Here is a 23,370-nt window from a genome sequence, read left to right on the forward strand (position 1 = left end):
AGCCTTAACGATTAAAAATTTAATGATGGCTGAAAATTTAGGTGAAAACGCAAAGAATATGCGCTCACGTGTTTTTAAGCATATGCTAAAAACCAGAGGTTGGAAATATCGTGCATTTCTTCGTTATCTTAGATTTTTTAAATACGTTTCTTTTAGTCCAACACGAGGTGATTTCCTTGAATCGTACTATACCTTAATGCGATATCTTGATGATATTGTTGATGGTGATGCTCCTTTACCTTTAGGATATTTAGACACCGTTAACTTCCTTAAGGAAAAAATTCAATTTTCTGAAAATCCAGACAATCCAAAAGATGAAATCGATTTTTTGATGCTGCATTGTTTTAATTTGGCAAAAAGATTTCATGAAGATTTTCAAATGGAAACAAAAGATATTCTTTATTCGCTTCTTTTTGATGCAAACCGAAAAGGAAAAGGAATCATTTTCCCGGAAAAGGAATTAATGCGCCATTTCCATTTGATGGATGTTAGAGGTACCATAAAAGCCACGCTTAAAATTTTTAAGGAAGATCCCGAAAAATATAAACTTTTGAAACCTCTTGGAATTGCCACCCGATATCAATTTGATCTTGAAGATTTTGAAGCGGATATAAAGGCCGGATATGTGAATATAACAAAGGAAGAATGCCTGCTGTTTGGAATTGAAACGGCAGATTTACACAATAGACAATCAGCAGGTATAAAAAAATGGTTCCAATACCGGGCTGAACAAGGTTTAGCCTTGCTGGAAGAACATCATCAAAGATTGCCGGAAGGCAGGTTTTCTCTGTTAACCAGAGCAACTTTCCCGATTGTTTATGAATTTCCCGCAAGAAAATTTTTTAAAAAAGCACTGCGGGAAAAGTAATTATTCCAGGTTAATTAATAAATGCTATTGTATGGAAAATATTCAAACAAAATCAGATTCGCCAAATGATTTCTTCTTACAAAAATGGTTTCTTGATTGCATTACGGATGATGGAGACGCCATGATTTTCTATGCAGCTAAATTAAAATGGAAAAGACGGGAAGCCCTGTATTCCAATTGGTTAAGTTACAATGCTAAAACTGGTTTAACTCAAAAATCAAGTTATCGATCAGTGAAATTACCGGAAATTAAAGATGGCGTTATTTCTTGGAATGGCAAAACCTTTAAAGTATCTGGCACTTGGAAAGCATTAGCTTCTTCCGTTCACGACAGACTATATAATTCAGAAGAAGGCAATTTAGATTGGAATTGCTACCAACCTATGTCAAAGGTGCATTTAGAAGTAAATGATAAAGAAATAACAGGAATTGGATATGCAGAAGAATTACGCTTAACCATTGCCCCTTGGAAAATTCCTATGAATGAACTTAGGTGGGGAAGGTATTTATCTCAAGAAAATCAACTTGTTTGGATTGAATTGATAGGCGAAAAAAAACAACAGTGGATTTGGTTAAATGGTAAAAAAATTGAAAACGTCCTCATTAAAGATGATAAAATAATGATTCCGTCTAAAGATATTTCTCTGGAATTGGATAGAAGAATTGTGTTAGGGGCAGAAAAAAAAATACTGAAAGTAGTTAAAGACCTACTCACCTACCTTCCAGATTTTAACAAAGCAATGACAACTAATTTTTTGACTGCCGACGAATTTAAATGGCTTAGCTATGGCGTTTTAAAAAAATCTGGAAAAATAATCAATAGCGGATGGGCAATTCATGAATTTATCGATTTTAACCCTTCTAAAAAATGATTCTAAGAGCCGAAAATATTGTTAAATCTTTTGGAAAGAAAAAGATATTAAAAGGGATAACTTTTGAAATGAATGAAGGTGCATTATACGGTATTGTCGGAGAAAATGGTTCCGGGAAATCTACGTTGCTTAAGATTATTATCGGAGAATTGAAGGCGAATGAAGGCAAAGTAATGATGAATGGAAGTTTTGGTTATTGCCCTCAAAAACCACTTATCTTTTCTCAATTGACCATTAAAGAGCATTTCAAATATTTTAGTGCGGCTTATGGATTGGAAAAAAACAACAGCCAGCTTAACGCTGATTATTTTCTTCAATATTTTAATTTTGAGAAGCATAGAAATGATAAAGTTGAAATTTTAAGCGAAGGAACAAAGCAAAAACTCAACCTTTCCCTTGCTTTATTGCACAAACCGGATCTCCTTATTCTAGATGAACCTTATAATGGTTTTGACTGGAATACTTATATGCGATTTTGGGATTTATCCGACGAGTTATTGAAAAAAGGTTGCACTATTTTAATTGTCACACACCTGCAAACTGAAAAAAAACGATTCAATTTTATATTTAATTTGAAAGATGGATATTTAACATGAAATTAATCCGTATCTATATTAGTGTTTCAATGATTTTACGAATGTTAATCCGTCGAAGGATTGTGCTAATCTTGTTTGTCATAATTCCGGCGGTTTTCTTTTCTATTGTTGCTTTAACAACTTCAAATAGAATCCTTCCTTTTCGTCTTGCTTCTTTAGAATCTGAAGTTTTTATTGAAGTTAGTGAAAAAGAAATTTCGCTTTTATTTTTTGCGGTAGCCATAACAGGATTTTTAGTCTCATTTTTAGCATTAAACCTTATTCAGAAGAATAACGAAGCGAACAGACGATTGATCATTTGCGGATATCATCCGCTTGAACTTCTTTTATCAAATCTTATTTCCTTGCTTTTTATTATCATTCTGATTGCTGTTTATATTGGCCTGCTATCTAGTGCATTTTTTTCATTTAACCATTTGTTCTTATTAATCTTTGGATTATTACTTACCGGATTTGTTTATGGTTGTTATGGTTTGGCGGTAGGAAGCATTATTAAGGGAGAGTTGGAAGGGATTTTATTTATTGTTTTATTGGTTAATATTGATGCTGGCTGGCTACAAAATCCGTTATTTTATGCAGAAGCCCAAAATCAAGAGCTTATTAGATTTCTTCCCGCATATTTCCCTTCTCAAACTGCAATTATCGCAGCATTTACGGACTATTCCGTCATAAATGCGGGCTTAAACAGTTTGCTTTATGGATTGTGTTTTCTTATTGTGGCTATGATTATATTTTTTAACAAAATGAAAATCAAAAAATGAAAAATTCAAAATCTCTTTTAGGCAAAGTTCTTTATGCGTTTCTGTTCTTATTTTTTGTGCCCTTGCTTTTATTCTTCTGGGCAGAATATACCGAAAATATAGTGCAATATCCCGCCATAAAATCAACAATTTGGGGAATAAGTATCGGTATACTTGGAATAATACTCATTTTTTGGGGAATGTATTCTCTTGCAAAATATGGAAAAGGACTGCCCATGAATGCATATCCACCTCCTAAATTTGTTAAAGAAGGGCCTTATCTCTATTTAAGACACCCGATATATTGGGGCTTTGCACTTTTGTTAATTGGCTTTTTCATTGCTATAGGCTCTTCAAGTGGTTTGTGGCTTGTCACTCCTTTAACCATCCTATGTGTTTTAGCTTTAGTGCTTGGATTTGAAAATATTTCTTTAAAGGAACGCTTCCCGGATGAGAAAATGAAAGTGCATTTTGACATTCCAGCTAAAGGGGAAGAAAACGCGAGTTTAGTAGATCTCATTTCCTCCTTTTTAATGGCGTTTATTGCAATTCTTATGGGAAATTACATCACTATCTTCCTAGTGCGTGATGTGCTTCCAGAATATGGCGATTCTTGGAGTATCAGCCTTGTTTTTAAAGGACTTCAAGAATATTATTTAAGTTTTCTTTTTATTATTGCTGTTCCTTTTGTGGTAAAAAAGAAATACATCCTGCGAGAATGGACTATTTCAATACTTATCGCTATTATTTCATCTGTATATATTTCTTTATTATGGCCATCTGTTGGAGCGCAATATTTATCTCCAAATCTCCAAACCTCAAGCACGTTTGAAACGATATCAATAGTACTCATTAATTTACCGTTTTTTTTAATCTTGCTATCACTAAAAGCCTATTTAAAACAATTTAAGAAGTTTGCCTTTATTTTTTACCTGTTCGCAATTTTTATTGGAATTGTCCAATTGACTAACAGCAACTCTCCCATACTGCATTTCATCATTTCTCTGTTTATATTTATTCTGGCTTCATTTTATGAAAGAATTTGGATGTTCTCGAAAAACTTTGTTGAGAAAATTGCAAACTCTTGGAAAGAATGGGTTTTCGGTCCTGTCAGAGTCATTAATCATGGATTTTATGTTGGCTTTGGCTCTTTTTTAGGCATTCTAATTGCAGGTTATTTGGCTGGAAAAGTTTACGCTTGGGCACTGTTGGCATTTGCAATTTCAGTAATTATTTTTTCGGCATTATGGGCTCAAATAATTGAAGGATCTGAAAAATTAAAAAGACCTTTTGGTTATTATGGCGCATTGGTCGGAATTCTGTTTGCAAGTTTTGTTGTTTGGTTTATGGGCGTTAATGTATGGGTGATTATTGGGGTTGTTTCAGTAGTTATGCCTTGGGTTCAGGCCATTGGTCGCTTTCGTTGTTTGGTGAATGGTTGTTGCCATGGAAGTCCGACAAAAAGTCAAAAAATCGGGATTCGATATTTTCATTATCGCTCAAGGGTATGTGGTATCTCCGGTTTGGAAGGAGCATTGATTCATCCCACGCCACTTTATTCAATACTTTGGTTATTTCTCATTGGGTTTATTCTTCTTGCCCTTTGGAGAAATCATTTTTCCTATCCATTTATTTTTGGAATTTATCTAATTCTAACGGGAATTGGCAGATTTGTTGAGGAGGCCTATCGCGGAGAAGTTCAAACAATTATTTGGAAAGGGTTACGGTTGTATCAATGGACAGCAATTATATCCGTTTTAATAGGCATTGGAATGACAACTTTGGCTATTGAAATTGTGGAATTACAACCAGGAATTGATTGGGAAATAGCAGTTTCGGCATTTTTGGGAGGTTTAATTACCTTTATTGCAATGGGTGTTGATTTTCCCAATTCGAATGCAAGATTTTCAAGATTGGTTTGATAAATCATTCGCTGTTGGATTTTGCGAATTGGGATGAGTTATCATTACCAAAATAGTGGAGTGAATCTGAAGGTCCCGCATTTTAAACTACCTTTTTTCTCCTCTCCGTTTTCTTTTTTCCTTGAGCTTTTACTTTCTGGAGTTTTAGGGGGCTTTAAAACAATTTAATTTGCCCCTCGCCATCATCAGATTTGTCATTTTCTGAATTGGAATTATCATCAGAAGAATCCGTATTATTATCAATAACCTCTTCATCATTAACTTCTACATCTTCAATTATTGGGGGTTCATAAGGTAATGGCTCCAACATATTCACTTGTTTAATTTTATCGGAAGTTAACTGGTTGCCCTGTGCTTTTATTCCTTTAATTGCTATAAATTCTTCAAAATTTAATAAGATAGGCTCCAAATTTCGTTTTGAAAACAGGATATCTGCCATTGGTCTATAATCTGTAACAACCATTTCCAATTGTGATTTTGGGTGCTCTGAAATGAAAAGTTCTTCTTTGTTTGGATTGTCGATCATAAATCGTTTTACAAAGTATTTTTCTTTATCACCATCATAATAAATTGCAGAAACCGGTTTTTCCGGAGTCCATTTTTCGAGCACAATCATATCGCTTTCAAAATGGGTAGAAAGTTCCGGTTTAATGGTTTTAATAATTCCTTTCTGGTTGATAATTAGCAATCGGTCTTCCGGCTTAAATTCTCCCAATAATTCACCTCTTGCATCGGTATTTAATCTTTGAACGGTTTCATCAAACCAAATTTTTCTCGCATTAAGCGTTGATACCCCTTCCGATTTTAATTCAATTTTTTTAATGGTATGTTTTGTAACTATATTACCTTTAGAACTTCTTCCTTTTATGGCTAAATCTGAAAAATCCAAATCCCATTTCAATTTTTTAATACTGGCAACAGCACGTAAATTTATGGTTACCGTTTCTGCTTCCCCATTCAGGTTTGCGGTAAAATAGAGAACCTGTGACCCTTTGTTTCCAGCGGTTAAATCGTATTCTTTATCACGCGTAACCCCAGTCACATTAAAACGTTTCATATAACTTGGTCCGTTTTTTCCATCGTGATAAATCATATTATAAACGGTACGCTTATCGCTCTTTTTAAACACAGCCACATGAATAATGTCTTTTCCTACAAAAGTTTTAGAATCAACTTTCGTAACCACCATTACCCCGTCTCTTCTAAAAACAATCACATCATCAATATCTGCACAATCGTCAACATATTCATCTCGTTTTAAGGAAGTACCTACAAATCCCTCTTCTTTATTTACATAGAGTTTAGTGTTTCGCATCACCACTTTGGTTGCAATAATATCGTCAAATAAACGAATTTCTGTTAAACGCTCTTTTCCTTTCCCGTATTTTAGTTTTAAGTTTTTAAAATAGTCAATGGAAAAATCAATAATATTGGCCAAATGCTTTTTAACTTCAGCAATTTTTTCTTCTAAACTCTCTATAAATTGTTTGGCTTTATCGATATCAAATTTTGATATTTTTTTAATTCGAATTTCTGTCAAACGAACAATATCTTCTTCAGTAATGGGACGTTTTAAATGCTTTATGTGTGGCTTCAGACCTTCATCAATCGCTTTTATCACACCTTTCCAAGTATCCTGATCCTCAATGTCCCTATAAATTCTATTTTCAATAAAAATACGTTCCAAAGAAGCAAAATGCCATTGCTCGTCCAATTCATTTAATTGAATTTCAAGTTCAAGTTTTAATAATTCTACGGTATGGTTCGTTGAGCGAACTAATATTTCCGAAACACCAATAAATACTGGTTTATTGTCATCAATAACGCAACATAAAGGCGAAATCGGATTTTCACAACTGGTGAAAGCATATAAAGCATCAATGGTTTTATCAGGTGAAATACCACTTGGCAAATGCACTAAAATTTCAACATTGGCAGCGGTATTATCTTCTATTTGTCTTATTTTAATTGTCCCTTTATCATTTGCTTTTAAAATGGAATCAATTAAAGAAGATGTTGTTGTTCCGAAAGGAATTTCGGTAATTACCAATGTTTTTTTATCGAGTTGTCCTATTTTTGCCCTTACTCTAATTTTCCCTCCTCTTTTTCCATCTTGATATGAAGAAACATCTGCAATTCCTCCGGTTAAAAAATCTGGAATCAACGTAAAGGGTTTTCCCTTTAAATGTTTTATGGAAGCGTCTATCAGTTCATTAAAATTATGGGGTAATATTTTAGTTGAAAGTCCAACCGCAATACCTTCTGCGCCTTGAGCCAGCAACAACGGAAACTTAACGGGTAAATCTATTGGTTCCTTTTTTCTGCCATCATAGGATGATTGCCATTCTGTAGTTTTTGGATTGAAAACAACATCCAACGCAAATTTAGACAAGCGGGCCTCAATATAACGCGCTGCGGCAGCCCGGTCACCGGTTAAAATATTCCCCCAGTTTCCTTGCATATCAATGAGCAATTCTTTCTGGCCCAGTTGAACCAAAGCATCAGAAATAGAAGCGTCGCCGTGCGGATGGTATTGCATGGTGTGACCAACAACGTTTGCCACTTTATTATAGCGTCCGTCATCCAAGTCCTTCATAGAATGCATGATTCTTCGTTGAACTGGTTTAAAACCATCTCTTAGACCAGGAACTGCACGCTCTAAAATAACATAAGAGGCGTAGTCCAAAAACCAGTCTTTGTACATTCCTGTGACCTTGGTAATGGTTTCCTGATTGCCAAATTCCTCGTTTAAATGTTCGTTTTCGTTGATTTCTTCTTCTTCCATAGTATTCAATTCCAAAATCCTTCATAAAGAAGGTAGCATGCTGTTTTTAAACGTTGTAAGCAGTAAGTTTTAAGCTAAAAAAGATTAACTCATCAATAAAAATTACTCTTCAATTTTATCCAATTCAAATTTTAAATTTTCTATGATAAACTTTTGACGAGTGGGCGTGTTTTTTCCCATATAAAATTCCAGCATTTTATCAATAGACATTTCTTTATCAAGCATAACGGGATCCAAACGAATGCTATCTCCAATAAAATTAGCAAATTCATCAGGTGAAATCTCCCCCAATCCTTTAAATCGCGTAATCTCCGGTTTTCCTTTTAAGGAATTGATTGCATTTTGTTTTTCTTCTTGAGAATAGCAGTAAAAAGTTTGTTTTTTATCCCTAACCCTAAACAATGGCGTATCTAAAATATATAAATGGCCTTCTTTGATCAGTTCAGGAAAAAATTGTAAAAAGAAAGTGATTAACAGCAAACGAATATGCATTCCGTCCACATCAGCATCAGTTGCAATCACAATGTTGTTATATCTTAAATGTTCAATAGATTCTTCAATATTTAAAGCCGCCTGCAATAAATTAAATTCTTCATTTTCATACACAATTTTTTTATTCATTCCATAAGAATTCAAAGGCTTTCCCCTTAAACTGAAAACAGCTTGTGTATTTACGTTTCTTGATTTGGTGATAGAACCGCTTGCAGAATCTCCTTCAGTTATAAACAAGGTGCTTTCTAACCTATTTTCTTTCTTTAAATCACTTAAATGAACCCTGCAGTCTCGTAATTTTTTATTGTGTAAGCTGGCTGTTTTAGCACGTTCTCTGGCTAATTTCCGAATACCGGACAAATCGTTTCGCTCTTTTTCAGCCTGTAATATTTTCTTTTGAATTCTTTCGGCCGTAACCGGATTTTTATGAAGGTAGTTGTCTAAATTCGTCTTCACAAAATCGGTAATAAAACCTCTTACAGAAGGCAATCCGTCGCCCATTTCCGTAGAACCCAATTTTGTTTTGGTCTGGCTTTCAAAAATAGGCTCCATTACTTTTATGCTTATCGCCGAAACAATGGATTTTCGAACATCTGAAGCTTCATAGTTTTTGCCAAAAAACTCACGTATCGTTTTCACAATGGCTTCTCTAAAAGCATTTTGATGCGTCCCTCCTTGCGTAGTGTGCTGTCCGTTTACAAATGAATGGTATTCCTCACTATATTGTGCTTTGCTATAAGTAATTGCAACTTCAATATCATTTCCTTTCAAATGAATTATTGGAAACAACATAGATTCTTCATCGATATTTTCTTCCAATAAGTCTTTTAATCCGTTTTCGGAAAAATACTTTTCTCCATTAAAAATGATGGTTAAACCTGTGTTTAAATACACATAATTTTTAATCATTTTTTCAATATACTCGTTTCTGTATTTGAATTTTGTAAAAATGGCTCTGTCCGGAACAAAGGTTACTTTGGTTCCTTTGCGATGCGTGGTTTCTTCTGGTTTTTCAACGTGCGTGATATTTCCTTTTTCAAATTCGGCAAAAACAGTTTTTCCTTCTCTAAAAGATTGCACTTTAAAATAAGATGACAATGCGTTTACCGCTTTGGTTCCAACACCGTTTAGACCTACCGATTTTTTAAAAGCAAGAGAATCATATTTTCCGCCGGTATTCATTTTAGAAACTACATCCACCACTTTCCCTAATGGAATACCACGTCCGTAATCGCGAATGGTAACCGTCTCTTCTTTCACCAAAACTTCAATTGTTTTGCCGGCGCCCATAACATATTCATCAATTGAATTGTCAATAACTTCCTTTATCAAAATATAAATCCCATCATCGGGAGATGAGCCATCGCCTAATTTACCGATATACATTCCGGGACGAAGTCTAATATGTTCTTTCCAATCAAGCGATCGAATATTATCCTCGGTGTATGCTGTTTGATCTGTCATTTTTATAGTGTGATTCTTGAAGCGTGGCTAAAGTACTATTTTGCTTTAAGAAATAAAAAAAAGTCTGTCAAAATAATTATTAACACTAAAAAAGGTAAAAAGTTGAAAAGTTTAAAGTTAAAAAACACTACCTTCTAACTTCTCAATACGCAATTACACATTAAATCTAAAATGCATGATATCACCATCTTGCACAACATATTCTTTACCTTCAACACGCATTTTACCAGCTTCCTTAACTTTGGCTTCACTTCCGTATTTCACAAAGTCATCATAACTTATAACCTCTGCCCTAATAAATCCTTTTTCAAAATCAGTGTGAATCACCCCAGCTGCTTGTGGTGCGGTGTCCCCAATATTTATTGTCCAAGCACGCACTTCTTTAACGCCTGCGGTAAAATAGGTTTGTTGATTTAATAATTTATAGGCAGTTCTAATTAAAACAGAAGCGCCAGGTTCTTTTAATCCTAAATCTTCCAGAAAAAGTTGACGTTCTTCGAAGGATTCCAATTCCGTAATATCTGCCTCAGTTCCTACAGCTAAAATAATAACCTCTGCATTTTCATTCTTTACAGCTTCTTTTATGATATTTACATACTCATTTCCGTTAACAGCAGAATTTTCATCAACATTGCATACATACAATACCGGTTTGTCCGTTATAAATTGTGTTGGCTTTATATATTCTTCACGCTCTTTAGCGGTTAAATCAATAGCTCTTACTGAAATTGCCGACTCTAAACCTTTTTTTACTTTTTCTAAAGCATCCAATTCTTTTTGGGCTTCCTTATTTCCTGTTCTGGCAGCTTTTTTAACTTTATCAAGTTTTTTATCTAAAGTTTCTAAATCCTTTAACTGTAATTCTATATCAATGGTTTCTTTATCCCTTAAAGGATCAATAGTAGTATCGACATGGATAATATTATCATTGTCAAAACATCGAATTACATGGATAATGGCATCCGTTTCTCTAATATTTGCTAAAAATTGATTTCCCAATCCTTCTCCTTTGCTTGCACCTCTAACCAATCCTGCGATATCAACAATATCAACAGTTGCGGTTTGCACACGCTGAGGTTTTACCAATTCTTCCAATTTTGTCAATCGGCTATCCGGCACATTTACCACACCAATGTTTGGTTCAATGGTACAAAACGGAAAGTTGGCACTTTGTGCTTTCGCATTGGACAAACAATTAAATAAAGTCGATTTTCCTACATTTGGCAATCCTACAATCCCGGCTTTCATACTGTTAATTTTATTATTTTTTTTCTAAAAAAGTAATTTTTTACAAGCCCGCAAAGATAGTATTTTCAATGAAATAAATTAAGCTTTTTTGGTTTAAATAATTCCCTAAAATTGAAGTTTAAAATTTTCATATAAAATTAATAATTGTATATTCGCTTTAAACATTAACCAACCTAAAAATGAAAAAAATAAACATTTTATTAGTATTACTCTGTTTCTTTACAAATATTACATTTGCGCAAGAGCTTATTTCTGGAATTATCAGAGACACATCCGGCGAACCTTTAGCTGGAGCAAGTGTTATCGAAAAAGGAACATCAAATGGAACCGTTGCAGATTTTAATGGAAATTATAAAATTTCCGTAGCAAAAGGCTCTATACTTATTTTTAGCTATATAGGCTATCAATCAAAAGAAATTCAAGTAACAAATAACATTTTAAATGTAAGTTTGGAAAGTGGCGAGCAATTACAGGAAGTTCAAATTGTAGGTTCCCGAAACGCAAAACGAACATCAGTGGATACCCCTGTCCCAGTTGATGTTATAGATGTAAAGGAATTAGCCGCTAAAAACGGAAATGTTGATTTAACTCAAATTCTGCAATATGCAGCACCTTCCTTTAATGCTACAAAACAATCAGGGTCTGATGGCGCTGACCATGTTGTACCTGCATCTCTAAGAGGTCTTGGTCCTGATCAAACATTGGTATTAATAAACGGAAAAAGAAGACACCAGTCTTCCCTTGTTAATATTTTTGGAACTCGTGGTAGAGGGAATTCAGGAACAGATTTAAACGCAATTCCTGTATCTGCCATAAAAAGAATTGAAGTTTTAAGAGATGGTGCTTCGGCACAATATGGTTCAGACGCTATTGCAGGTGTAATTAACATTGTACTAAATGATGCCACTGATGGTTTAGTTGGTGGAGTTACCTATGGAGCGTATAGTACAAAGACTGGTGGAGATTATGCTCAAAAGATATTTGAAACTCAAGATGGTTGGGAGCCAGAGCTTTTTAATGTAGAAGGAAAAAACAGGCTGGATGGAGAAGATAAAAATTTTGATGGGGAAACCACTAAAATAGACTTGAATTATGGTGTAAAGATTGGTGAAAATGGATTTATTAACTTTACCACTGAATTATTGTCACAAGAAAAAACATTACGCCCAGGTTTTGATTGGAGAAAAGGATATGGAAGTGCCAGTGTAGACGCTTTCAGTTTTATGGTGAACTCTTTGGTTCCTGTTAATGATAATACTGAAATTTACGTCTTTGGAGGCAGAAGCTTTAGAGATATAAATGCCAATGCATTTTCAAGAAGCAGTTTTGCAGATGGCGATAACCGCTCTGTTCCTAGTATATATCCTAACGGTTTTACACCACAAATTACTTCAAACATAACTGATGTTTCTGTTTCTGCCGGTCTGAAACACAGTATGGCCAACGGATGGGATCTTGATTTTAGCAATACTTTCGGTAAAAATATGTTCCACTATTATATCAAAAACTCAAATAATGCTTCCTTAAAAGATGCTTCACCTACTGATTTTAATGCCGGTGGTCACAGCTTGTCACAAAACACTACAGGTTTAGATTTTAATAAATATTTTGAAGAGGCTGCAAGTGGAATCAGCCTTGCTTTTGGAATGGAGTTTAGAACCGAAAACTTTTTGATTTTTTCAGGAGAAGAAGCTTCTTATGCCTTATATGATGAAAACGGTATAGCCATTACAAATCCTGCAATCCAAACGGTTGCAACTGATTCTAACGGAGACGAACTTTCAGGTGGCTCTCAAGGATTTCCAGGGTATAGTCCTGCTAATGAAGTTGACAGAAGCAGAACCAATGTTAGTTTTTATGTTGATTCTGAAATTAATATAAGTGATAATTTCTTAGTTGCAGGAGCTTTACGTTATGAGAATTACAGTGATTTTGGAAGCACCTTTAACTACAAATTGGCAAGTCGATTAAAAATCAGCGAAAACTTATCATTTCGTGGTTCTGTATCATCAGGATTTAGAGCGCCTTCATTAACGCAACTTTACTACAACTTAAAATTTACAAATATTGTTGCGGGAGAATCTGTTCCTTCATTGCTTTCAGCTAACAACAGTACAGTTACAAAAGCATTTGGAATAGAGCAGCTAAAAGAAGAAACGGCATTAAATGGCAGTATTGGATTTACCTATAACAAAGGGGGGTTTACCGCTACTTTAGATGCTTATTCAATTAGTGTAGATGACAGAATTATTCTTACAGATAATTTTACTGATCAGGCAATTTTAGGTCCATTAAAAGTGGATGCAGCTCAATTTTTTGCGAATGGAGTTGATACAAGAACCCGGGGAGTTGATTTAGTGCTTGCGTACAAAACGGCTATTGATGATCATAGTTCTATAAATATTGGTTTAACCGGGAATATTAATGACTTGAAAATTGATGAAATCCACAATGGAAATTTAAATGAATTTACATTTTTCAGCCCTTTTTCAAGAGCCTATTTAAAAGCTGCAGCACCTGACTATAAATTAGGTTTGAATTTAGGATATACAAATAACAAATTTAGTGTAAGTGCAAATTTAACTAAATTTAGTGAAGTTAAATTACAAGATTTTCAATGGGTAGATTCACCTCCAACAACACAAAGTGAAGCTGATGCTTTATATGCTGTTGCAACTGATACTTACAAAACAAAAATGGTGATGGACTTAAACATTTCCTATGAATTTTCGAAAGGATTAACTTTTACTGTAGGAAGTACTAACCTGTTTAATGCCTACGCCACTCCGCAATATGATGGATGGACTGATCAAGGAAGTTTAATGGATTCAGTTCAAATGGGTTCTGATGGTGCTTATTTCTTTGGAAGAATTGCTTTTAAATTATAAGAATTAATTTATAGATGAATTTAAAAGAAGGTGTATTTTTAAAAATACACCTTCTTTTTTTATCTAAAATATTTTAAAAAACTAAGGATGAAGCTCTAAATACTTCTTTACAAAAGCGTTAATTCCTTCTTCCAAATTGGTTTCCGGTTTAAAATTAATATAGTTGAATAAACTTTCAACATTGGCATAAGTGCTTTGTACATCGCCTGGCTGCATTGGTTTAAATACCATTTTTCCTTTTTTATTCAGCGCCTTTTCAATGGCTGTTATAAAATCCATTAAAGCAACCGGACTATTATTTCCAATGTTAAACAACTGATACGGTTTTGAACTTTTAGAAGGTACTGGTTTTTTAGGATTAAATTCCGGATTATTTTCTTTTGGAGCTAAAGGCAATAATCGCTTTATGCTTTCAACAATATCGCCTACATAAGTGAAATCACGACTCATATCTCCATTGTTGAACACTTCAAATTCTTTGTCCTCCACAATGGCTTTCGTAAAAATATGCAAGGCCATATCTGGTCTTCCCCAAGGGCCGTAAACCGTAAAAAATCGCAATCCCGTTGAAGGAATATTATATAAATTGGCATAAGAATGCGCCATCATTTCATTGGCTTTTTTACTAACGGCGTACATTGCCAAAGGATGATCAGTGCAATTGTCTTCCTGAAAAGGAATTTCTTCACTTAAGCCATAAACTGAACTTGAAGAAGCGAATAACAAATGTTCCACAGGAAAAGCCCTGCAACTTTCCAATATATTTAAGAATCCGGTAACATTGCTGTCCACATAAGCATGAGGATTTTCCAATGAATACCTTACACCAGCCTGAGCAGCTAAATTTACCACATAATCAAATTGTTGTTCTTTAAAAAGATTTTTTAACTGGATTAAATCCGTTAAATCTAATTTTATAAAGGAAATGGTATCTGACTTTTGCAACTTATTGTATTCAATTGTATCGGTATCAAAACCCAAGTCTCTTAAACGTGCATATTTTAGTTGAGGGTCGTAATAATCGTTAATATTGTCTAATCCAACAACTTCATAATTCGATTTCACTAACAGTTTCGCCAAATGATGCCCTATAAAACCTGCCATTCCGGTAATTAATACTTTTTTCATTTAATAAATATCAATATTATAATTCAAACAAAAATAAAACTAATTAGTCAAACCTCTTAAATGTGTCCTATATATTTCAAAAAGAATGCTAAAAAATTGAAATATACTGCCTAAATTTGACCTGTTAAATGAAAAAAAATGAATAAACAATTAATAGAATGCGTACCAAATATTAGTGAAGGACGCGACATTGCCAAAATAAATGCCATTACTGCCGTTGTTGAAACTGTTGAAGGCGTTAAATTATTAGATGTAGACCCTGGAAAAGCAACCAACAGAACGGTAATTACTTTTGTTGGCGAACCGGAAAATGTGATTGAAGCTGCCTTCAGAGTGATTAAAAAAGCTGCAGAATTAATTGATATGAGCAAACATTTCGGAGAACATCCGCGCTTTGGCGCAACAGATGTTTGTCCGCTAGTCCCAATCTCAGGAATTACTTTAGAGGAAGCTGCTGTTTTTGCCCATAAATTAGGTGAACGCGTAGGCAAAGAATTGGGAATTCCTGGTTATTATTATGAAAATGCCGCAACCAGTGAAACCCGCAAAAACTTAGCCAGCTGTCGTTCCGGAGAATATGAAGGATTGAAAGAAAAATTGGTAAATCCAACTTGGAAACCCGATTTTGGCCCTGCCGAATTTAACGAATCTGTTGCGAAATCAGGAGCTATTGCCATTTCCGCACGTGATTTCTTAATCGCCTACAACATCAATTTAAATACAACTTCAACCAGAAGAGCCAATGCCATTGCTTTTGACATTCGTGAAGCAGGAAGGGTAAAATATGAAAATGGAGTCTCAGGAAAAGTAATATTGGATAAAAATGGTGAACCTGTTCGAATTCCGGGAAAATTAAAAGCAGTTAAAGGAATTGGCTGGTTTATTGAAGAGTATGGCATTGCCCAAATATCCTACAATTTAACCAACATCAACATCACACCAATGCACATCGCTTTTGATGAAACCGAAAAATGTTCCATTGAAAGAGGGTTGCGTGTAACGGGTTCAGAATTAATCGGATTAATTCCGTTAAAAGCCATGTTAGATGCTGGAGATTATTTTTTGCGCAAACAACAACGTTCTTTAGGAATTTCAGAAGAAGAAAAAATAAAAATCGCCGTAAAATCGCTTGGGTTAGATGATTTAAAACCTTTCAATCCAAATGAAAAAATTATTGAATATTTACTTAAAGGCGGCACAAAAAAACTGATTGATTTAGCGGTAAGTGGTTTTGCCGAAGAAACTGCAGCGGAATCCATTGCTCCCGGAGGCGGTTCTATTTCTGCCTATGTGGGTGCTTTAGGTGTTTCATTGGGAACTATGGTTGCCAATTTATCAGCGCACAAAGCCGGTTGGGATGAAAAATGGGAATTCTATTCCGATTGGGCTGTAAAAGGTCAGGCCTATAAAAATAAATTATTGCAGTTGGTAGATGAAGATACCAACGCTTTTAATAAAATTATTGAAGGATTCAGAATGCCTAAATCTACTGATGAGGAAAAAGAAGCCCGCAAACTAGCGATAGAAAAAGCGACAATCTATGCAACTGAAATTCCGTTTGAGGTGATGGAAACTGCCTGTAATTCTATGGAAGTGATGCAGGCCATGTTAAAAGAAGGCATGCAAAGCTCACTTTCCGATGCCGGTGTTGGCGTATTGTGTGCAAGAACGGCCGTAGTTGGCGCTTACTTTAATGTTCGCATCAATGCGAAAGACATAAAAGATCGCGTTTTTGCAGAGGATATTTTAGCTAAAGGTGAAAAAATATACCAAAAAGCAATTGCCGTTGAGAAAGAAGTCATAAAATATATAAATTCTAAAATGTAAATTTAGTTTTTGACTGCTAAAATAAAAAACGTGCTGTAAGTTTACAGCACGTTTTTTATTCTTAATATTCTTTCTAATTTAAAGACTTGCCAAGCTCGCTTTTATTGTTTCAATTTTGGCCAAAGCATCGGTTTCTTTGTTACGTTCATTTGCAATCACCTGTTCCGGAGCACTGTTTACAAAACGTTCATTGCTCAATTTCTTTTGAACCGATTGCAAAAAACCTTCTATATACTTCAACTCTTCCAATAATTTAACTTTTTCTTCCTCTACATTAATATCAGATTCCATTGGAATAAAATACTCATTAGATTTTACCCTATAACTTAAAGCACCTTCCACTTTTTCTGAAACATAAGTCAGGGAAGTTATATTGCCCAGTTTTTCAATAACAGCATCAAAATAATTAGTTGCGCTTTCATTGTTGATTACCAAAAGTTCAATTGTATTTTTAAATGAAATATTTCTGTCTTTTCTGATGGTTCTAATTCCTGAAATTACTTCTGATGCAAATTTAAAATCATATATTAAAATTTCGTTTACTTCTTTTGATTTCGGATATTCTGCAATGATCAAAGCTTCTTCAGGAGTTCTGTCTGTAATATGTTGCCAGATTTCCTCAGATAAAAATGGCATAAACGGATGCAGTACCTTTAAATTATCTTCCAAGAAATTAACTACGGAATTGTATGTTTTTGCATCAATTGGCTGCTGATATTCAGGTTTCACCATTTCTAAAAACCAAGAAGAAAAATCATCCCAAATTAGTTTGTAGGTAATCATTAAAGCTTCACTGATTCGATATTGTTCAAATGATTTTTCAAGTTCGCCTAATGCTTGCTGAAATTTCGCAGTGTACCATTCTATGGCCACTTTGGCAGCTTTTGGCTGTTCTATGGCGTCAGAAACTTCCCACCCTTTAATTAAACGGAAGGAATTCCAAATTTTATTTGAAAAGTTTCGTCCTTGTGCAACCAAATCCTCATCAAACAATAAATCGTTTCCAGCTGCCGAACACAATAACATTCCAACACGAACTCCATCTGCTCCGAATTTCTCAATCAATTCGATTGGATCAGGAGAATTCCCTAAAGATTTTGACATTTTTCTGCCTTGTTTATCTCTAACAATTCCAGTAAAATAAACATTGGTAAATGGTTTTTCATTTCTGAATTCATAACCGGCAAAAATCATACGGGCTACCCAAAAGAAAATAATATCCGGTCCCGTCACCAAATCGTTTGTCGGATAATAGTAGTTAATTTCCTCATTATCAGGATATCTTATTCCGTCAAAAACAGAAATTGGCCATAGCCAAGATGAAAACCAGGTGTCTAATGCATCCGGATCTTGGGTAATATCATTTGCAGTTAAATTTTTTTCGACTATTTCAGAGGCCAATTTCACTGCTTCTTCCATGGTGGAAGCTATTACAAAATCGTTCACCCCATCACCATAAAAATAAGCAGGAATTCTGTGCCCCCACCAAAGCTGGCGAGAGATATTCCAATCTCTAATGTTTTCTAACCAATGGCGATAAGTGCTGTTATAATGTTTAGGATAAAAATGGATTTCTTCATCTTCCAAAACCGCTTTTAAAGCCGGTTTAACAATAGTTTCCATTTTCAAAAACCATTGTGCAGAAATTTTTGGTTCAATAACTTCCTTTGTTCTTTCTGAAGTTCCTACCTTATGAATATAAGATTCAATTTTGGACAAACTCCCTGAATTTTCCAATTCTTTGGTAATTTCTTTCCTTACAATAAATCGGTCTTTCCCTTCATAATGTAAACCAAATGAATTCAAAGTGGCATCATCATTAAAAATATCAACGACTTCCAACTGGTGTTTTTCACCCAATATTTTATCATTTGGATCGTGCGCAGGCGTTACTTTTAAACAACCTGTACCAAATTCAATATCCACATATTCATCTTCAATAATGGGAATTATCCTGTTGGCAATAGGGACAACCGCATTTTTGCCTTTTAAATGCGAAAAACGGGGATCGTTTGGATTGATGCAAATAGCGGTATCTCCAAAAATTGTTTCCGGACGCGTAGTTGCAATGGTTAAAAAATCATTACCGCCTTCAATTTTGTATTTTAAATAATATAGATTTCCCGCTTTTTCTTCATAAATTACTTCTTCATCAGACAACGTTGTTTTAGCGGAAGGATCCCAATTTACCATTCTATAACCACGATATATCAATCCTTTTTTATACAAATCAATAAAAACATTGGTCACAGACTCACTTAAATCTGGATCCATTGTGAACTTTGTTCTCTCCCAATCGCAGGAAGCACCCAATTTTTTAAGCTGTTCCAAAATAATTCCACCGTGCTCATCCGTCCATTTCCAAGCGTGTTTTAAAAATTCTTCCCTTGTTAAGTCCGATTTTTGAATTCCTTGCCCTTTCAATTTAGCCACAACTTTAGCCTCAGTTGCAATAGAAGCATGATCAGTTCCCGGAACCCAACAAGCATTGAACCCTTTTAATCTGGCTCTTCTAATCAACACATCCTGAATGGTGTTGTTAAGCATATGTCCCATATGTAATACGCCTGTTACGTTTGGCGGTGGAATTACAATGGTATATGGCTCTTTTTCATTGGGTGTTGAATGAAAATAGTTATTCTTCATCCAGTAGTCATACCACTTATTTTCTATTTCTTTAGGGCTATATTTTGTTGCTAAACTCATTTTGGTATATTATTTGTAATACGATTCGCAAATGTACAATTATATGACATATCAGAAAAAATTTTGAAAACATAAATAAAGTATTAACTTTACATTTTAAATAGAAAAATTATGAGAAAAATTATCACAATGTTTGTTTTAGGGTTTTTAACATTCACCATGAGTGCCCAAGAAAAACAAGTTACTGAAAAACCTAAAGATCCAAATGCTCCAGCGTTTGAGTTTGTTACTGAGGTTATAGATTACGGAAAAATTGTGTTGAATGCCGATGGCCTTCGCACATTTAAATTTAAAAACGTAGGAAAATCTCCTTTAGTGATAAGCGATGTTAAATCGAGTTGTGGCTGTACAGTTCCAAAAAAACCATCTGAACCTATTATGCCAGGAGAAAGTGGTGAAATTGAAGTAAAATATGCCACTAATAGACCAGGAGGTTTTTCAAAAACGGTAACGGTTTATTCCAATGCAGATGAAGATGTTAAAACTTTACAGATCAAAGGCATCGTTTTAAAAGAGTAAACTTCAAATAAGTACAAAAAAGACCTTCAAAAATGAAGGTCTTTTTTTATTTCAGCATATCTTTTAAATAGAAATTATATTCATAATCTTGTCCGTTTCTTTCAACAACCAATGAGATTTTGGTGTTTTCTTTCTGGAAAAAATTTCCAACAATTTCATCCAGTTCTAAATCGTAAGTAAACTTGTCGTTAATTTTAATCACAATATCACCTACCAACAAACCTGCTTTATAGGCAGGAGAGCCAACACGAAGGTTATGAATTTTATAAGAAGGCTTAAAAGTATATTTATAATTATAATCCAATATAACGGTATTTTTCTCATTAGCTTTACCGTCAGTTAAACCAATTGAAGCATAATTTTGTTCTCTTACCAATTGCTTTCCGTTATAAATAAGCTCAATACCGCTCATATTATACCTAAATGGTTCCTTAAAAGTACTTCCCTTTTTAAAAGATATTTTCTTGTTTTTATAATCAAAAACCACTTTAAATCGTTTTAAAACAGCGGCACCTATACTTCCATTCCGCTCAACAAACTGACGGGCAAAAGAAATGGATTCAGGATCTGGATAAGAAACCGTTGGCTTTTTTAATTCAAATTTCCCAATAACTAAAGCATTAATAAATGATCTTTTTCCATGAACTGCCCCGCTTAATCCTTCTCCCAAAAAATCATCAAAAAACTTTTTTGGAGGTAAAATAGCCGGATGACTATTTTCAAATAGCCATAAAGCATCACTTCCGCCGGAATCAATTAAAAGTTTAACGGGTATAATTTCAGTTGAATTAGGATCTAATTTTACCCCCACATCAATATATGGTTTTAATTTATATAACTCCAGATCAATTGTTTCACATTTTTTACAAACGCGATATTTATATTTGTCGGGATTGTAAAAGTTGATTCGTTTTGTGCCATAATTAATATCAACCACAAAATCCTTTAAAATTTCATATCCAATAATGCCATGAACGGTAATGCCAAGCTTTGAGGATAAATCAAAACCGTCATCCAAAATCAGATATAAACTTTGGTCATTGCCACGAATATTTCCGAATGTAAATACGTTCCCTTTTGAAAATATGGCTTCAATCGGCTCTTCACTTCCCAAACCTTGTAATTTGACCTTTTCCATATTATGGAGCATAACAGAATCCTTACTGTTTAAATTAAATAACAGCGTGGTTCCAACACCGGAATCCAAAATAAAATTCAAGGGACTTCCGTTAACTTCAATTGGAAACACAATTAAATTATTTAACAATTTAAACGAAACAGATTGCCTTTTTGAGGTGCTTTCCAGTTTAAAATTACTCTGAGAAACCGCTTCTGTTCTTATAAATAAGAGAATTACTGAAAAAATAAAAATTTTAAAATAAGGATTCAAAGTGTTTTAACTTTAATTTTTTTTGTTAAGCTACAAAAACCCCCAATTATAACATAACTTTTATGAAAATTTTAACCTTCAACAAATTACTTCAAAAGCCAAGCATTTTAAAATTAATTTCGCAATTTTGTAACTCGAATTTTTATAAAAATAAACGATGCCAAAAATATCTACAAAAGGTGTAAATATGCCTGAATCACCTATTAGAAAGTTGGTTCCTTATGCAGAGGATGCTAAAAAAAAAGGAATTGAAGTTTTTCATTTAAATATTGGCCAGCCAGATATAAAAACCCCGGAAGTTGCTCTTGAAGCCGTAAAAAATAACACAGTTGACGTGCTTGCTTACAGCCGTTCAGAAGGTTCTGAAGAATATAGACAAAAGATAGCAAAGTATTATAATAAAAGGAATGTTCCTGTATTAGCCAATGAAATTATTGTCACTACAGGAGGTTCTGAAGCCTTATTGTTTGCCATGGGGAGCATAGCAGATCCAGACGATGAAATTATTATTCCTGAACCATTTTATGCAAATTACTTAGGTTTTTCAACAGCATCTGGCGTAAATATTGTGCCGGTAATTTCAAAAATTGAAGACAATTTTGCATTGCCACCAATGGAGGAATTTGAAAAATTGATTTCTTCAAAAACCAAAGCCATTTTAATTTGTAATCCCAATAATCCAACCGGATATTTATATTCAAAGGAAGAAATTCAAAAACTGGCCGATATTGTAAAAAAACACGATTTGTTTTTAATTTCTGATGAAGTTTATAGAGAATTTATTTATGACAATGAAGTACACCATTCCGTTTTAAGCGGATTTGGCTTAGACAATCATGCCATTGTTATTGATTCTGTATCAAAACGTTACAGTATGTGTGGTGCACGAATTGGCTGTTTGGTTTCCAAAAACAAGGAAATCATAAGTACCGTATTAAAATTTGCACAAGCGCGATTAAGTCCGCCTACTTTTGCGCAAATTGCAAGTGAAGCGGCTTTAGAAACGCCGCAATCCTATTTTGATGAAGTTATTGTTGAATATAAAGCCAGAAGAGATATTTTAATTGCTGAGCTAATGAAAATTGAAGGCGTAAAAGTAGCCAAACCAAAAGGAGCCTTTTATTGCGTTGCCGAACTTCCTGTAGATGATGCAGATAAATTTGCGCAATGGCTGTTAGAAGATTTTAACCTAAACAACCAAACTATTATGGTTGCTCCGGCTGCCGGATTTTATTCAACAAAAGGAATTGGAACCAAACAAGTGCGAATTGCTTATGTGCTCAAAAAAGAGGACCTCATTCGTTCTGTAGAAATTTTGAAAGCAGCTATCAAAAAATACAACGAAAAATAATTGGAAATTCAACAAAACATATCGTTAAAACCTTACAACACGTTTGGCATTCAAGCAAATGCCAAACGTTTTGTTTCCGTGAACTTCATTAAAGATTTAAAAGAAATAATCGCTGCGGAAAAAAATATTTTTTTGTTGGGTGGCGGAAGCAATATTTTATTGACAGGTGATGTGGAAAAATTGGTAATCCATTTAAACACAAAAGGAATAATCGTAAATGATTCTGGGAACAATGAAGTTTTGGCAACTGCCGAAGCCGGTGAAAATTGGCATGAATTTGTGCAATGGTGTGTCTCTCAAAACTATGGTGGATTGGAAAATTTAGCTTTAATTCCCGGAAATGTAGGTACTGCTCCTATTCAAAATATTGGTGCTTACGGTGTTGAAATTAAAGATGTTTTTCAGCAACTCGAAGCCATCGACATTGAAACAGGAAAAACCAAAATCTTTACAAATGAGGAATGTAATTTTGGGTATCGGAATTCTGTTTTCAAAAATCAGTTGAAGGGAAAATACATTATTGCAAATGTTACTTTCAAACTTACCAAGAAAAATCACGTAACTAATATTTCGTA

At 34.2% G+C, this 23,370-nt stretch carries 16 protein-coding genes; 10 read left to right on the forward strand and 6 right to left on the reverse strand.

The genetic code is table 11. The features are described from left to right. The first annotated feature begins 25 nt into the window (after positions 1-25). Genes ABY285_RS06180 through ABY285_RS06200 form a run of 5 tightly spaced genes read left to right on the forward strand, consistent with a single transcriptional unit; the run spans position 26 to position 4,997 of the window. Positions 26-868, forward strand: a complete 843-nt coding sequence (locus ABY285_RS06180; protein ID WP_372768122.1) for a class 1 isoprenoid biosynthesis enzyme — start codon at positions 26-28, stop codon at positions 866-868. Positions 869-899: 31 nt separating this feature from the next. Next, positions 900-1,739, forward strand: coding sequence for a hypothetical protein (locus ABY285_RS06185; protein ID WP_372768124.1), 840 nt, complete (start codon positions 900-902; stop codon positions 1,737-1,739). Further along, a complete protein-coding gene (locus ABY285_RS06190; protein WP_372768126.1) occupies positions 1,736-2,335 on the forward strand; it encodes an ABC transporter ATP-binding protein in 600 nt (199 codons plus the stop codon). The genes ABY285_RS06185 and ABY285_RS06190 overlap by 4 nt, the downstream gene beginning before the upstream one ends. Next, entirely contained in the window at positions 2,332-3,096 is a 765-nt protein-coding gene (locus ABY285_RS06195) for a hypothetical protein (protein WP_372768128.1), read from the forward strand. The genes ABY285_RS06190 and ABY285_RS06195 overlap by 4 nt, the downstream gene beginning before the upstream one ends. Further along, positions 3,093-4,997, forward strand: a complete 1,905-nt coding sequence (locus tag ABY285_RS06200) for a prolipoprotein diacylglyceryl transferase family protein (RefSeq protein ID WP_372768130.1) — start codon at positions 3,093-3,095, stop codon at positions 4,995-4,997. Before ABY285_RS06195 ends, ABY285_RS06200 begins: the two co-directional genes overlap by 4 nt. 154 nt (positions 4,998-5,151) lie before the next feature. Here the strand turns inward: ABY285_RS06200 and ABY285_RS06205 are convergent, their stop codons facing one another. The 3 genes from ABY285_RS06205 to ychF all read right to left on the reverse strand — a co-directional run bounded on the left by ABY285_RS06205 (position 5,152) and on the right by ychF (position 10,986). Next, positions 5,152-7,782, reverse strand: coding sequence for a DNA gyrase/topoisomerase IV subunit A (locus ABY285_RS06205; protein ID WP_372768132.1), 2,631 nt, complete (start codon positions 7,780-7,782; stop codon positions 5,152-5,154). 102 nt (positions 7,783-7,884) lie between these two features. Further along, positions 7,885-9,738 (reverse strand): DNA topoisomerase IV subunit B, encoded by a 1,854-nt coding sequence (locus tag ABY285_RS06210; protein WP_372768134.1) that lies wholly within the window; start codon positions 9,736-9,738, stop codon positions 7,885-7,887. Between the two features lie 153 nt (positions 9,739-9,891). Further along, the gene (gene ychF, locus ABY285_RS06215) at positions 9,892-10,986 is read right to left on the reverse strand and encodes a redox-regulated ATPase YchF (RefSeq protein WP_372768136.1); all 1,095 of its coding nucleotides are present in this window, start codon (positions 10,984-10,986) and stop codon (positions 9,892-9,894) included. A 179-nt stretch (positions 10,987-11,165) separates the two neighbouring features. On the opposite strand from ychF, the gene ABY285_RS06220 reads away from it, so the two are divergent. Then, positions 11,166-13,874: a TonB-dependent receptor domain-containing protein gene (locus tag ABY285_RS06220; protein ID WP_372768138.1), complete on the forward strand. Its 2,709-nt coding sequence runs from the start codon at positions 11,166-11,168 to the stop codon at positions 13,872-13,874. A gap of 81 nt (positions 13,875-13,955) precedes the next feature. Here ABY285_RS06220 and ABY285_RS06225 read toward each other — a convergent pair whose 3' ends face one another. Further along, entirely contained in the window at positions 13,956-15,002 is a 1,047-nt protein-coding gene (locus tag ABY285_RS06225; RefSeq protein ID WP_372768140.1) for an NAD-dependent epimerase/dehydratase family protein, read from the reverse strand. Positions 15,003-15,140: 138 nt separating this feature from the next. Here ABY285_RS06225 and ftcD point away from each other — a divergent pair, with 138 nt between their 5' ends. Then, the gene (gene ftcD / locus ABY285_RS06230; RefSeq protein WP_372768142.1) at positions 15,141-16,829 is read left to right on the forward strand and encodes a glutamate formimidoyltransferase; all 1,689 of its coding nucleotides are present in this window, start codon (positions 15,141-15,143) and stop codon (positions 16,827-16,829) included. A 78-nt stretch (positions 16,830-16,907) separates the two neighbouring features. Here the strand turns inward: ftcD and ABY285_RS06235 are convergent, their stop codons facing one another. Next, complete coding sequence (locus ABY285_RS06235; RefSeq protein WP_372768144.1) at positions 16,908-19,535, reverse strand: valine--tRNA ligase; 2,628 nt, start codon at positions 19,533-19,535, stop codon at positions 16,908-16,910. Positions 19,536-19,646: 111 nt separating this feature from the next. Here ABY285_RS06235 and ABY285_RS06240 point away from each other — a divergent pair, with 111 nt between their 5' ends. After that, on the forward strand, positions 19,647-20,054 hold the full coding sequence (locus ABY285_RS06240) for a DUF1573 domain-containing protein (RefSeq protein WP_372768146.1): 408 nt from the start codon (positions 19,647-19,649) through the stop codon (positions 20,052-20,054). 46 nt (positions 20,055-20,100) lie between these two features. On the opposite strand, the gene ABY285_RS06245 is transcribed toward ABY285_RS06240, so the two are convergent. After that, positions 20,101-21,303: an aspartyl protease family protein gene (locus ABY285_RS06245; protein ID WP_372768148.1), complete on the reverse strand. Its 1,203-nt coding sequence runs from the start codon at positions 21,301-21,303 to the stop codon at positions 20,101-20,103. A 298-nt stretch (positions 21,304-21,601) separates the two neighbouring features. Between ABY285_RS06245 and ABY285_RS06250 the strand changes: the two genes are divergently transcribed. Further along, on the forward strand, positions 21,602-22,795 hold the full coding sequence (locus ABY285_RS06250; RefSeq protein WP_372768150.1) for a pyridoxal phosphate-dependent aminotransferase: 1,194 nt from the start codon (positions 21,602-21,604) through the stop codon (positions 22,793-22,795). Next, a partial coding sequence (locus ABY285_RS06255) for an FAD-binding protein (RefSeq protein ID WP_372768152.1) occupies positions 22,796-23,370 on the forward strand: 575 nt, incomplete at its 3' end.

This window comes from Lutibacter sp. (genome assembly GCF_041555395.1).
In the GTDB taxonomy this organism is placed as follows: domain Bacteria; phylum Bacteroidota; class Bacteroidia; order Flavobacteriales; family Flavobacteriaceae; genus Lutibacter.